The organism is Candidatus Sysuiplasma acidicola, assembly GCA_019721035.1.
In the GTDB taxonomy this organism is placed as follows: domain Archaea; phylum Thermoplasmatota; class Thermoplasmata; order Sysuiplasmatales; family Sysuiplasmataceae; genus Sysuiplasma; species Sysuiplasma acidicola.
In genome coordinates this window covers 35420-47995 of the sequence record JAHEAA010000005.1, presented here as the reverse complement: position 1 = coordinate 47995, position 12576 = coordinate 35420, and the positions used below count along the sequence as shown (strand labels likewise).

Annotated in this window: 16 protein-coding genes and 1 tRNA gene; 6 read left to right on the top strand and 11 right to left on the bottom strand. The window is 49.6% G+C overall.

Annotated elements, in window-relative coordinates:
- The first annotated feature begins 56 nt into the window (after nt 1-56).
- Both KIS30_03495 and KIS30_03490 read left to right on the top strand, forming a co-directional pair.
- Nucleotides 57-743: an RNA 2'-phosphotransferase gene (locus KIS30_03495; GenBank protein MBX8645808.1), complete on the top strand. Its 687-nt coding sequence runs from the start codon at nt 57-59 to the stop codon at nt 741-743.
- 167 nt (nt 744-910) lie between these two features.
- Complete coding sequence (locus KIS30_03490; GenBank protein ID MBX8645807.1) at nt 911-1384, top strand: hypothetical protein; 474 nt, start codon at nt 911-913, stop codon at nt 1382-1384.
- Nucleotides 1385-1828: 444 nt separating this feature from the next.
- Here KIS30_03490 and KIS30_03485 read toward each other — a convergent pair.
- The 5 genes from KIS30_03485 to KIS30_03465 all read right to left on the bottom strand — a co-directional run bounded on the left by KIS30_03485 (nt 1829) and on the right by KIS30_03465 (nt 3322).
- Nucleotides 1829-1901, bottom strand: a tRNA-Pro gene (locus KIS30_03485).
- 24 nt (nt 1902-1925) lie between these two features.
- The gene (locus tag KIS30_03480) at nt 1926-2117 is read right to left on the bottom strand and encodes a DNA-directed RNA polymerase subunit N (GenBank protein MBX8645806.1); all 192 of its coding nucleotides are present in this window, start codon (nt 2115-2117) and stop codon (nt 1926-1928) included.
- 5 nt (nt 2118-2122) lie between these two features.
- Entirely contained in the window at nt 2123-2521 is a 399-nt protein-coding gene (locus KIS30_03475) for a 30S ribosomal protein S9 (protein ID MBX8645805.1), read from the bottom strand.
- Nucleotides 2521-2934, bottom strand: coding sequence for a 50S ribosomal protein L13 (rplM, locus tag KIS30_03470; GenBank protein MBX8645804.1), 414 nt, complete (start codon nt 2932-2934; stop codon nt 2521-2523). The genes KIS30_03475 and rplM overlap by 1 nt, the downstream gene beginning before the upstream one ends.
- Nucleotides 2935-2944: 10 nt before the next feature.
- The gene (locus KIS30_03465; GenBank protein ID MBX8645803.1) at nt 2945-3322 is read right to left on the bottom strand and encodes a 50S ribosomal protein L18e; all 378 of its coding nucleotides are present in this window, start codon (nt 3320-3322) and stop codon (nt 2945-2947) included.
- A 605-nt stretch (nt 3323-3927) separates the two neighbouring features.
- Between KIS30_03465 and KIS30_03460 the strand changes: the two genes are divergently transcribed.
- Nucleotides 3928-4950 (top strand): AP endonuclease, encoded by a 1023-nt coding sequence (locus KIS30_03460; protein MBX8645802.1) that lies wholly within the window; start codon nt 3928-3930, stop codon nt 4948-4950.
- A gap of 44 nt (nt 4951-4994) precedes the next feature.
- Here KIS30_03460 and KIS30_03455 read toward each other — a convergent pair whose 3' ends face one another.
- From KIS30_03455 to KIS30_03440, 4 genes are all read right to left on the bottom strand, one after another.
- Nucleotides 4995-5525: a Mov34/MPN/PAD-1 family protein gene (locus tag KIS30_03455; protein ID MBX8645801.1), complete on the bottom strand. Its 531-nt coding sequence runs from the start codon at nt 5523-5525 to the stop codon at nt 4995-4997.
- Entirely contained in the window at nt 5497-5958 is a 462-nt protein-coding gene (locus KIS30_03450) for a hypothetical protein (protein MBX8645800.1), read from the bottom strand. The genes KIS30_03455 and KIS30_03450 overlap by 29 nt, the downstream gene beginning before the upstream one ends.
- 23 nt (nt 5959-5981) lie before the next feature.
- The gene (locus tag KIS30_03445) at nt 5982-6224 is read right to left on the bottom strand and encodes a hypothetical protein (GenBank protein MBX8645799.1); all 243 of its coding nucleotides are present in this window, start codon (nt 6222-6224) and stop codon (nt 5982-5984) included.
- Nucleotides 6225-6335: 111 nt separating this feature from the next.
- Nucleotides 6336-7136: a ThiF family adenylyltransferase gene (locus KIS30_03440; protein MBX8645798.1), complete on the bottom strand. Its 801-nt coding sequence runs from the start codon at nt 7134-7136 to the stop codon at nt 6336-6338.
- 121 nt (nt 7137-7257) lie between these two features.
- Between KIS30_03440 and KIS30_03435 the strand changes: the two genes are divergently transcribed.
- Nucleotides 7258-8376: a tryptophan--tRNA ligase gene (locus KIS30_03435; GenBank protein ID MBX8645797.1), complete on the top strand. Its 1119-nt coding sequence runs from the start codon at nt 7258-7260 to the stop codon at nt 8374-8376.
- 2 nt (nt 8377-8378) lie between these two features.
- The gene (locus tag KIS30_03430) at nt 8379-9890 is read left to right on the top strand and encodes a phenylalanine--tRNA ligase subunit alpha (protein MBX8645796.1); all 1512 of its coding nucleotides are present in this window, start codon (nt 8379-8381) and stop codon (nt 9888-9890) included.
- On the opposite strand, the gene KIS30_03425 is transcribed toward KIS30_03430, so the two are convergent.
- Complete coding sequence (locus tag KIS30_03425) at nt 9887-11068, bottom strand: hypothetical protein (protein ID MBX8645795.1); 1182 nt, start codon at nt 11066-11068, stop codon at nt 9887-9889. The genes KIS30_03430 and KIS30_03425 overlap by 4 nt on opposite strands.
- Nucleotides 11069-11375: 307 nt before the next feature.
- Between KIS30_03425 and KIS30_03420 the strand changes: the two genes are divergently transcribed.
- Nucleotides 11376-11861, top strand: a complete 486-nt coding sequence (locus tag KIS30_03420) for an AAA-associated domain-containing protein (protein ID MBX8645794.1) — start codon at nt 11376-11378, stop codon at nt 11859-11861.
- Here the strand turns inward: KIS30_03420 and KIS30_03415 are convergent.
- Nucleotides 11846-12529, bottom strand: a complete 684-nt coding sequence (locus KIS30_03415) for an HAD hydrolase-like protein (GenBank protein MBX8645793.1) — start codon at nt 12527-12529, stop codon at nt 11846-11848. The genes KIS30_03420 and KIS30_03415 overlap by 16 nt on opposite strands.
- Nucleotides 12530-12576: the final 47 nt, after the last annotated feature.

The following is a 12576-nucleotide window of genomic DNA, read 5'->3' as shown; positions in this document are numbered from 1 at the left end:
CACTTCACTTAGCAAAACTGACTTAAGCCACCTCGGTATAGTAAGCGCCGGTACAAATGCTGAGGGAATGTCAGGAGCACGGATACTTCAGAGGCGAAAAGTGCCCGGTATGCGAGGCAGAGGGTAAATTCCTCATGAGCGACAGAGAAGTTGAACACATAGGAAGAAGCATGGCCGGCGTCCTGAGACACTTCCCCAAACGCTTCGATCTTGACATGGATGAGAAAGGCTGGGTCGATGTGAGAGCGTTTATATCTGCGATGATCGAGCGGCAGCCGAGACTCCACTGGCTCAGAATGCATCATATAGTCGCCATCGTGGAGACAGATCCTAAAGGAAGATACCAGTTGAGTAACGGAAAAATGAGGGCGACGTACGGCCATTCCTTTGAGGTCGAACTCGATCTGCCGACGGACAACATACCCGAATTGTTATACTATCCTGCGACAGAAGAGGAAGCGCCTATATTGCTTGAGAACGGTCTTAAACCCGCAGACCGAAGGATGGTGCACCTGTCCAAGACATCTGCGGATGCCTATAATGCCGGAAGGGTGAGGACAGACAAACCAACAATAATTGAAATCGAAGCCTCCATGATGGTTAAGGAAAACGTCCCTATTCAAAGGGCAGGTAAAACTGTCTTCATTACGAAGGAAGTCCCGGCAAAATATCTGAGAAGGATGAGTGATGAGGAAATCGTTGTGCCTGATGATTCTGAATCACCTGATAACGAGAACGAGTAACATATGTGGGAAACAGTCACGAATAATAAAAGATGACCGTTTTCTCGTGGAGTCAACGGTTCAGCGGGACTTCGATTTTTTCTTCCTCAGAGTTGAGTTTCTGCAATAAAACTAAACTGTGCAACGTTCATTAATCCCTGCGGTGGAATAGAATCGGTAAGAGAAGAATGGTAATCTTGGCAGGCGTGCTGATAGTGACAGTTGCATGTGTAATATTCTGCGTACCATTCATTCCAGGGACGATACCACCTCCTATAGCACAACCGGATAGTCATTTCGCATTTCATTACTATGGGTCGATTGGATACAGGCTGTTTGGCACCGGAGTAACATACTGGAACGGCGGGTTTTACTGGGGTCCCCCCCCCGCCAGCCTACTATGTATGATTGTACGGATCACTGCTGTTTCTGAATTCGGCTCTATCAGTCTTGCCATTTCTGGCAAGTCAAACAGCGACATCCCCTTCCCTTCCTTTCTTGCCAAACGATTTCTACATACTGTACATGAGCTTCCTTTCTGTTCCCGCCTTCTCAATGGACACATTAGGCTTAATTTCTCCGCCATTGCCATAGTGGAGTTTTCAATAGAGGCACCCAAAATGACAGATGAGGCTGTATTGATGGAGGTATTCGGCCGATGAGCTGTAAAGGAATGCCCGTATACGCTGAGAACTTCGGTGCATTTGAATGCTCTCTGCATGTGCGTGTTACAATCGCCAGCGTGCCATGCGGTTCCAGTCCATAATTTCGGGCCACTTCATTGGCTTCCAAATCATCGGTGAATACAAGACTGACCCCTTCCTGTTTGGCAAGTGCTATCGCAGTGGATTCCCTGGCGCCCAGTCCGCACTCCTCCGTTATCCGTTCGTCCATTTCGCTGATTAGCCGGTGGGTTAATTTGACCGGAATTGTGTCCATGGCGATCGTTACGCCGTAGTATTACGGCAGTTTAAGACATTTAACGAGATTGCTTCAAAACCGTTATTTGTGCCAGCTCAATAAAGAGAGCGTCAATGCGGCGGGTGAGATGGAGCCGAGCTGGAGTCAGTTTAAATAATTTTTTTTGCCCAATTGCGTAAAGATAATGGGTCCGCCCAGATTTGAACTGGGGTCACCAGCACCCCAAGCTGGAAGGATACCAAGCTACCCCACGGACCCCCGGTGGCGCGAACCAACCCTTCGCTAGTGGAAGGGGAGTACCTCGTCAATCAAATCTGCATGTGAAATTATCATCCTCCGGCAACAGTACCTGGACAAACCCATAGAATCAAGCACTTCCCGGGGTGTTTCACCCATCTTTATCCTCTTGAGGTATATCTCATATGAGCTCCCAAGCACCTTTCCGCAGGTAAAGCATCTTATTGGTATTATCAATCAAATCACCTGTATGACTTCTGCTTCCTCTTCCTTGCTCCCCTTCCGGCAGGGTTCTTGGGTATCTTTCTCCTCGGATCACTGATGAGCAGCGATCTGTCATATTGCCTGAAGACCTGTTCAAGCTGCTCGTCCTTCAGAAACGATACGATGCTTTTCGCTATTGCCGTTCTTGCAGCTTCAGCCTGGCCCATGATGCCGCCACCGCTCACATCCACGTCTATATCAAACCCGCCTGCTTTCTCTCCTGCCAGAAGCACGGGTTCCTGCATCTTTCTTCGAGCGATTTCCGGATCATGAATTTCCAGAGGAACACTGTTGACCCTGATTTTTCCAGCACCCTTTCTGATAGTCGCTTTTGCGACAGCCGACTTCCTTTTGCCGACACTTATTGAACTCTCAATCATCGTCTCACCTTCGCGCCGAGGAGTTTGGATATCTCACCGAGTTCTGTATATCTCTTTCCTTTTTCTGGCGCCGGTTGTGTCTCAATCTTATCCTGCCCAATGCTTCCTGGCTTGCCGTTGAAGACCTGCAGCCTCATCAACGCGCTCTTTCCCCTTGCAGTCTTTATAGGCAGCATCCCGCGTACTGTTCTCCTGATTATTCTGTCCGGCATTCGCGGGTAATAGGGACCCTTAATTGCCTTCCCTCTCTGATAGGCCTCAAAATACTCCTGAAAACTCCTTTCCCTGGAACCTGAAAGAAGGATCTTGTCAGCATTCACTACGGTGATTTCCTCTCCATTCAGCAATCTCTTGGCAATCTGGCTGGAAAGCCTGCCCAAAATTGCACCTTCTGCATCGATTATGGCCATAATTACAACCTCACGCCATCAGCTTTATACCAGAGCCTTTGGGGTTATCCCTGGCGAGACTCTGCAGATCATACAGTTTGCATCCGGCTTTTTCAAGTTTAGCCACTGCGGATGATGACAGCATGTATGCAGAGACTGTTATCTTCTTCGACATTCTCCCCATTCCCAGGATTTTGCCGGGAACCACAATAACGTCCCCCTCCTTTGTGTATCTGTCAAGTCTGGACAGGTTAATTACTGCCCTGTTGCCAATAGGCTTTTCGAGTCTCATTGCCACGTCTCTCCAGACTGGTGACTTCTCTTTGGCCGAGATCGTGTAAAGGTTCTCAACCAGCTTCACCAGCTCCAGATTGGTCTTCCTGCCAGAATTCCTTTTATGGGCTCCCATTTGCTTCAGCATCCAGTCGGAGATTGAGCTAATAACATACCGTTTATAAACTTTTCACTCCCCTGTAACGGCGCTGTTTCGCATGAAAACTTCGCCGAACACACTGATCGATTCGCCCTTGGGTCAGTGTGATCGTCATAAATAACACAATATCTACTCACCTATTACCGGCTGCGCTTCTACAGGAAATAGTTCGGGTGCTGAACCGCCACACACTGACAATTTTCAACAGAGGTACCATTTTGTGTCTAGCCCGCTTGTGCGCCGGCACCGTTACTCGTTCAATGCCTGGGGACTTCAAGGCGGGACTGCTCCAGGCGAGTGTACTTGAAAAAATAGGACTGCCAGGTTGGAATCGGAACAGGTGCGGTTTTGCCTGCATATGGTCAGTCTGAGGTAGGCATAGGAACATGACATATGACCAAAAGTTATTGTAAGAGTATGCTTTTGATACTTCCGTTGAATGCAATTTTCAGGAATTATGGCAATTTTCGGCATAGATTTTTCAGGACGATCGGCAATGACGGAGTGTCGTGCAGATTCCCGTACACAATATATATGACGTGCTGTATTGAGTTGATTATTTAATATTTTGGAGGAAATAAATGATACGCTACGGTCCTTCAGGCATACCTCTGTCATGCAAAGGCAGAACCCTGTTTTACGGCATCGAGGATGTTCACTCGCTCGGCCTGACGGCAATGGAAGTTCAGCTTATACGCTCGAGCACATCTCCAAGAACCCCTGACGATGAGGAAGTGGGAAAGTCACCCTCGGAGCTGCAGACAGATCTCATCGTCGAGATTCAGAGAAGGGACGGAAAGACAGTCGAGAGAATAAATGCTCCAGATGAAAAGATACGGTCCGGAGACACGTTGCTGATACTCGAAAGCGGCCTCTGCCATTCATATTCCGAACTGTATGAGATGGCGGATTATGCCAAAGACCATGATGTTCAGCTGTCCGTGCACTCTACGTACTATGCGGATTTTTCAGGCAGAACGGAAATGGTCGAACGAAGTAAAAACAATCTAAAATGGGCATGTCTCATATGCGATGCTCTCGACGGCGTCGTGGTGAGCACTCAGCTTGGTTTTTACGGAAGCAAAGGCAAAAAGGCAGGCGGAGAGGCAATCGTCAGGAACATCAGGGAAGTGAGGGACTGGTGGAAGGAGAACAAGCTTTCGCCCCCCATCGGACTTGAAACCAGCGGGCGTCAGGAGATATTTGGAAGCCTCGACGAAATACTAGATACCGTTAAGAGAGTCAAGGGAACAATCCCTGTCATCAATTTCGCTCATCTGCACTCCAAGGAAGGGGCTATATTGCGCGAGCCTGACGATTTCAGAACCGTCATTTCACGGGTCAGGAAGGCATCAGAAGGGTTGCTGTACACTTCATTTTCCGGCGTTGAACATTATGGAGGAAACGAATTGAGATTGACCCCAATAAAACGCGGTGATCTCCGGTTTGAGCCTCTTGCAGAACTCATCGTCGAAGAGAATCCAGAGATGACTATAATCTCTTCATCCCCTCTGCTCGAACACGATGCGATTTACATGAAGGTGATATTCGAGAGGATGCTTTCCAGAGTGGTCACGAAGGAAGACAGGGAAAAGGTGGCCTGACATCCCCATATCCATATGCCTCCACTCGCACATTTGTCCTGCTTCTACGTTTCGAACACGTTGTAATCTACAGCTGTCAGCGCTCCACCGCGTCTTGAATATATGCCTATCGTGTTTTCGGATGCCTCTATCAGCATTGCGACAGCATGCGGTTGATTGAACCAGAGTTCGTGCGTTCTTCTGTCAGTTTCAGAAAGGAAATTTCCCTGGCCCGTGTGTGAGTGATACCACCCAACAATGAGATTCCCTCCCGCTGTTTCGTTCCAGTTAAATTCCAAGGCCTGTTTGTCCACGGCAACATGATGTGCATTCGCATTAACCGGCAACGCTACCGACTCGCTGACTTCTAGTTTCAATTCGCCCGAGTCGTAAAAAGGGTGGCCCAGGAGCAATCCCATGGTCTCCTTAAGTTCTGAAAACGCTTCTGAAGCGCGCTTTCTGACTTGAATAATTGCTCTCGCATTAATGAAGACAGCTCCTTTCGACGGGTTTCCACAGCTGCTCCACGTTATATTTTCAGGAATGCGGTGGCTTTCGATTTTCCTTTCAATGCTGCTGACTATCTTTACCCGCATCGCCGGACCGCTCCAGAAGATATCTCGCCGCGTTCATGCATGCATCCGCCCCCAGCGGCTCTCTTCCGTTGGGATGTTCTACGAGATACAGCACCGCGTTGATGAGCGAATATAACGTTCTCTCGCCCCTCCACTCGTTAAGCAATTTCGTGCAGACCATTCCACCGTCCTCAGGCGGACAGATGTTCGGATGAAATATCGGTGTCTGCCAGAAAACGCCGGGTTTCTGGTATGGATAATCCCTTCCTATCTCCACCGCAAACCTATGACTGTCTATCTCTCTTGCTTTTCCATCGATAATCATCATTCCCGTGGCGCCTGTAACGTAAACGTCGAGGCATATGGGAAATTCCGTCTTCCCGTAGTCCACCGTTCCCTCGATTGTGACTCCAGGTATTTTTCTGCAGGCTTCGAGTTCCCGTTGCACTCTCATGTGAAGCAGTTGGACGGGAAGCATCATCCACCTTCAGGATCCGGAAGCAGATCAATGATGTCTCCGTCATTCAGTCCGCACTCGGCAACCGTTTTCGAGGCGGAGAGAAGACGTTTACCTGATTTAATGAGATATGCCTCACTGGGCAGAGACCAGAATTCTATCGCACTGTCAAGTAATTCCTGCAACCTGGTCTTCAAATCAACTTCCATCAGTGCGCTGTTTCCCGTCTGTGAATGTCTCACTCCAAGTTTCATGATGCTCATATCTGTATTCTCCGGACGATTGGTTGTAACTTGCGCTGCCCGAAACGCATTTGTCTAATTTAATCTTTTGAGCTTTTTTCAATGCAAAACTGGCACACGCATATTTTCGGCTCATATTGAGCTCGTCGTTTCGGGAGGTGAAACGTGATTGATGCATTTCGGGTCGACGGCCAGTTCAAGAGGCAGCAGTGATGACGAAAACCCATCGAAGAACAGCAGAGTTCCCTCGCTCAGGGTGCCGGAAACGACCTTCAACCCCTGTAGTGTCTGAAGCGAACCGACAGTTCCGCAAACCGAAGGGTCGGAAGCAATTTGCCTGCTGGGAACATTCGCCTCTCTCCCGGTGCAGGAGTATCCTCTGTCAATCTGAGAAAAATGGGTAGCGTTTATTGCACATTCATAGCAAGGACTGTGAGGCGGAAACACGACTTGAACCCTTCCGTAGAGGCCGTCTATGCCCCCATCTATGTACGGAATGCCAGAGAAGTAGCAGTTCGAGTTAAGGTGCAGCCTCGTTTTTATGCTGTCCACACACCCGAATACTGCATCGTATTGAGAAAAGAATGAAGCATCCAGGGTTGTCACATCCTCATTGACAGCTTCGGCTTTGCAATCGGTGTTGATGCTGTGTGCACTCCTTGAAGCAGCTTCGGCTTTTCCGCTTCTCTCTTCTGCATCCTGCTCATTGAACAGAAAACATCTGCCGAGGTTGGAATACTCCACGTAATCTCTGTCCACTATGCTCAGCCTGGCCGGTGCATATAGTGCAAGATCCTTTATTACTTCGTTACCGAGGGCGCCGGCTCCCACGACACAAATGTGTGAATCTCTGATGGCATTGATGTCAACTCCTGTCACCAATCTCATTCTTGAATATCTGTCCTCTGCATGAAGCCGAATCTCACCGGGCATCTGTCCTCCGTACGGGCAGCATTACTTATCATGTTTACTCTGCGGCTGTCAAACGGAAGATTCAGGGCAAGATTTATGCCTAAAACGTCTTACAGCTGTACCGTTTCACGAGTGTCATTGCATGAATGGTGATTTTGTTGTCACGCCATGGGAAGTCAGCGGTGAGGTCGACTACGACAAGCTCGTTGCCCGGTTCGGCACGTCTTATATCACGCCTGAAATAATAAAGCGAATACCTGGCGGTGAGGATAACATGTTCCTGAGGAGGAAGCTGTTCTATTCCCACCGTGATCTGGACTGGCTCCTCGGCCTTCACAGCCGTGGGCATCCATTTTATCTGTATACCGGCAGAGGACCGTCGAGCGGCACCCACCTGGGCCATATGATTCCGTGGATATTCACCAAGCAGCTTCAGGAAGCCTTCGGCGTGAAGCTTTACTTCCAGATGACAGATGACGAGAAGTTTCTGTTTAAGGAGAAACTCTCGCTCGAAGATACTGCCCGCGCAACCGCGGACAACATGCTCGACTTTATTGCACTCGGTTTCGATTCAGTCAGGACAAAAATCATAGTGGATACAAGAGATATAGACCATCTCTATCGTACCGCACTGAGGGTGTCCAAAAAGATTACTTTTTCAACGGCCAAAGCCGTATTCGGCTTCAGCAACAGCACAAACATAGGTTCTATTTTCTTCACATCAATACAATCAGTTCCGGCATTCATCGAATCCGACCTTGCAGGAGAAAATGTGCCGTGTCTGATTCCCTGCGGCATAGATCAGGATCCGCATTTCCGGGTCACCAGAGATGTTGCACCGCTGCTCGGTTATTACAAACCCGCGCTCATTCACGGCAAGATGCTGCCGGGCCTGTCCGGAGGAAAAATGTCGAGCACCGGTGACGCAGCCATTTACACAACCGATGACGACAAGACTGTAAAAAAGAAAGTCATGAACGCCTTTACCGGCGGGAGGGCCACCGTCGAAGAACAGCGTAGACTCGGCGCAAATCCTGATATCTGCCCCGTCTACCATCATTTTGAATTTCTCTTTGAACCGGATGATCGCAAGCTGAAGACGATTGAAACGGATTGCAGGAGCGGGGCTCTCCTTTGCGGGGATTGCAAGCTGAATCTTCTGTCTAAAGTGACAAAATTTATGACAGAACACCGTATGAAAAGAGAGAAAGCCAAGGAAACCGTCGATAAATTCGCGTTCAATCCGGATAAGGTGATATGACTTTGAGCGAAATCAGTAGAAGCGGGGCGGAGGGACTCAGCCTTTCGGAGAAGAAAATATTATCGGCACTCTCAAAGCTTTCAGGAAGGGCCACCCTTTCACAGATTTCAGCAGCAGTCAATTTCAAAAACCCTTCGGAGCTGATGAATGCACTTAACTGGCTCAAGGCAAAAGGGTATGTCTGGATTGATGAAAAAGTAGTCCGTTTCTACACGCTTAAGCAGGGAAAAAGGGTCGGAAAACCTCTTCCTGAGCGTATGGCACTGGAAATTATCAGCAACGGGCCAGTAAGCGTGTCGGACCTTGCAAAGAAGCTGGACGATCCTGCCGATGTTTCTGTCGCTATCGGGTGGCTGAGAAGGAAAAACTGGGCAACCGTGGACAATGAGAAGAAACTGCACCTGACCGATGAAGGCAGGAAGGCGTCCGCCGGACCAGGTGCTGACGAGTTACTGCTCAAACGAATGGAAAAAGAGGAAGTTGAGGAAGATGCTGCGAACGAAAGTGTTCTCAGGGACATACTTTCGCGGCGGGATTTCATAAAGGAACATGATAGAATTGTCAGGGAAGTGAACTTGCTTGAACGGGGAAAGCAGGCTATAGACGAAGGGCTCACCTTTGAAGAAGAACTGTCGCTTCTCAGCCCTGAGCTGTTGAAGAACGGGACATGGAGAAACTTCAAACTCCGCCCCTATGATCTCAGGGCTCCGGTGCCTGTGCTCTCAGGCACGCGCTCCCACCCGCTGATCAGGACGATCAGGCAGGTTTCTTCTGTTTTCGCAAGTATGGGTTTTACAGAAATCGAAGACGATTACGTCCAGTCAACATTCTGGGACATGGACGCGCTCTTCACGCCGCAGGATCATCCTGCGAGAGACATGCAGGATACATTTTACCTTTCAAGCCCCGCGGAACTGTCGTTCGATCGCAAGCTGGCTTCAAGAGTGAAGGCTGCGCATCAGAACGGGGGTAACACTGGATCAACCGGCTGGGCATACAAGTGGAGCGTGGAAGAGGCTAAAAGAACACTGCTGCGCACACACACCACGGTTGCGACCATTAAATACCTGTCAAGAAACAGAAGACCTCCTGTCAAGGCTTTTACAGTCGGCAGAATATTCCGGCACGAGGCTATGGACGCAACACACCTGTCCGAATTCTACCAGATTGACGGTGTGGTCATGGAAAAAGGTGCATCGTTCGACATGCTCTGCGGCGTGCTGCACGAATTTTACCGCAAGATGGGTTTCGACAGAATCAGGATGCGCCCCGGCTACTTCCCGTATACAGAACCATCTATGGAAATAGACACATTCTATAACGGCAGGTGGATTGAGATGGGTGGTTCCGGCGTCTTCAGGCCGGAGGTGCTCAGACCTCTGGGAATAAGATACCCGGTTCTCGCGTGGGGTCTCGGACTCGAGCGGCTTGTCATGATGAAATACGGTTTCAAGGACATAAGAGACATCTATGTGAGCGATTTGTCGAGTCTGCAGAAACTGCCAGTTGTTTAGCGCCTTCCGAACTCAAGGAGGCTCCTGAGTTTCGACTCTGCTCTCGATGCATCGGCATAATTGCCTCTCCTCCTCTCAATCTTTGCCAGTAATTCGTAATTCAGTCTTGTCTCATACTGTTCAGACGCCCGAGTGGACAGGTTGAGCGCCAGCGTTATCTCGGCCACGGCCTTTTCGAGAGCGTCTTCGGCAAGAGAAATCCTGCTCATAATGCGGTGGAATGCTGAACGTTCCTTGCCGTCAAGTTCAGCACTTTTCAGTCCCTTGATGATGTTTTCTGCTTCCTTAATGTTTTCAGCAAGGGTCAGGCTTTCGGCCAGAACGAGCCGACCGCTTCTCCCGTCACCTGCTCTCAGCGAGGCTCTTACGGCTTCATCCGCCTTACCGTCCCTGATGCAGAGCCTCGCAAGCAGCAGGTAGAACCCCTGGCCAAACGCATAGCAGCTTTCGTTTTCACGCAGAAGGCCTGTCAGTTGATCGTCGGAGCCGATCTCTATTTCCGAAGCATGCATTGTCGCGGTGCGGTCTGCTTCCCTGTACCTGCCGCTCAATGTCAGATATTTCATTCTGCCGGGATAATCCGCGGTCCTGAGACAACTGTCCGCCAGCAATCCGTATGCCAGCTTTGCAAGTGTATCGTCGCCTAGTAAGCTGTCAATCTCGTCTGTAGCACTGTCCGAAAGCGATATCATCCCGTCCTCCAGCACAGTTAGCGGTATGCGCTTGCCAACACCTATAGAAGAAGCATTGAGCGGCCGGTCCGCAAGCCGCATCGCACACAGTCTGATAAGCGTCTGGTCATCAAGACTCTCTATTACACGCAAAATCGGTTGCGCTCCAGGATTCTTAAGCGCTTCCCTCACGATTCTCTCCTTCTCAAATGCTTCTGCAATCGTCTTCGCACCATCGACGCCCGCTGGAGTCAGTGTGTAGACCTTCATCCATTTGCTGTCGGCTCCATTCAGCTTTGCGAATTCAGAAGCGAAAAGACCCTTTCTTATCCCCCGGTCAAGTTCAATTGCCGCATGTGCCCTGGTGATAAGCAGCGATTCGGCGATCCCGGCCTGAGTCAGCAGCCTGCTGTCCGATCTGCCTCCCAGCCTGGAAACGGTGTTGTGAATATGGAGTGTTATCCTTTCTCTGACGCTGAGTGTTATCCGGTCTTTATCTCTTTTCACTTTTCAGGCTAACGACGGATGTTGATTTTAATTTTCCCGCCGATATTCGACGCGCATTACACCTGGTATCAAACCGGGAGGATACAAACCGGCATGCAACAGGTTGCCGTGATGTGCCGGAATTCACGCATGTTCAGAAAACGTATGTCGCATGCTGTTATCATTGCATCATGAACAGCTTCCGAATCGGAAGGTCTTCATCCTGTTAATTGTTGTATGGTGTCAGACATAGGCTGAACGTGCTTATCGGATAACATCCGCTTTCTTCCGAAAGCATTAAGAAACAGGCAAAATATTGGAATAGCGGTTGAGAGGTAACGAGAATTTGCCGAATCCCCATGCAGGAGTCAGTGAAATTATAGGACTCCTTGAAGCGATAAATGATTTTTCCGGCAGCGTCGACGCATCTGTGCTTGCCGACGATTTCGATCTTGAAATAGATGAGATCTATCCGGCAATAGAATCTGCCGAGCTTCTGGGTCTCATATCCACTCCTGAAGGGGATGTGAAGCTTACGGGCGTTGGCACGAGATTCCTCCGGGCGGACATACAGCTCAGAAAAGACATACTCCGGGAGCAGATGCTCAAAGTGGAAAGCATCTCCAATCTGCTGAATAAGCTGCGGAAATCGGAAGGGCGCCGTATGAAAAAGGAGGATGTCGTCGAATACCTTTCCAGTTCAATGCGTTCACTGCATCCAGACAGTCTCTTCAACGTACTGCTCAACTGGGCAAGGTACGCCGAACTTCTCAGATATGATGCGGACGAGCAGGAAATCTACCTGGTCGAATGAGACAGCTGTTCAACGAGCTCATTCAGATTTTCGAACACTTCCAGTGCACCGGCTTCAAACAGCTGCTCTCTGGATGACATACCGCCCGTGATACCGTAGGCTGCGACTCCTGCGCTTCGGAATGCCTGTATATCGACAATGCTGTCACCCAGTCCGAATGTCTTATCAGCGCTGACACCTAGTCTGTCAAGCGCTAAACTGATGGCTCTGCCGTTAGGTTTCATTTCCCACAGGACATCGTCCCTTGAGACTGTCAGCGTAATCAGGTGTTTCAGCGAAAGCTTCCCGATGCAGTACTCTATCGCCCTGCCGCAGTTCGAACTCGTTATGGCCACAGAAACACCGCTGGAATGCAAATATGAGAGCAGCTCCAGTCCGCCCTCTTTTAGTGTTGTGTTTTCGACTCCAGAGCATTCGAATTCACAGAGGTCGTTCGACGCCGCCATCCACCGCTCCTTCCTTGTTTCCGGTCCTAGAGCGTCATGCATCGCGGCCTCACGAAGGAGGCTGACTGGAAGGTGGCGCAAATTTGATATCTGAAAACCGTTGGCATGAAGTTTTTCTCTTACTCTCCTTGCAGCATCGTTCCAGTCAACGAGATCCGACATGTTGACAAGCGTCATATCGAAGTCAAGCAGAGCCGCCTCATATCCATTGCCGGTGCTCATCTGTATGTTCAGCACTCCGTAGTACCAGTACCGTGCACGATTGCGTG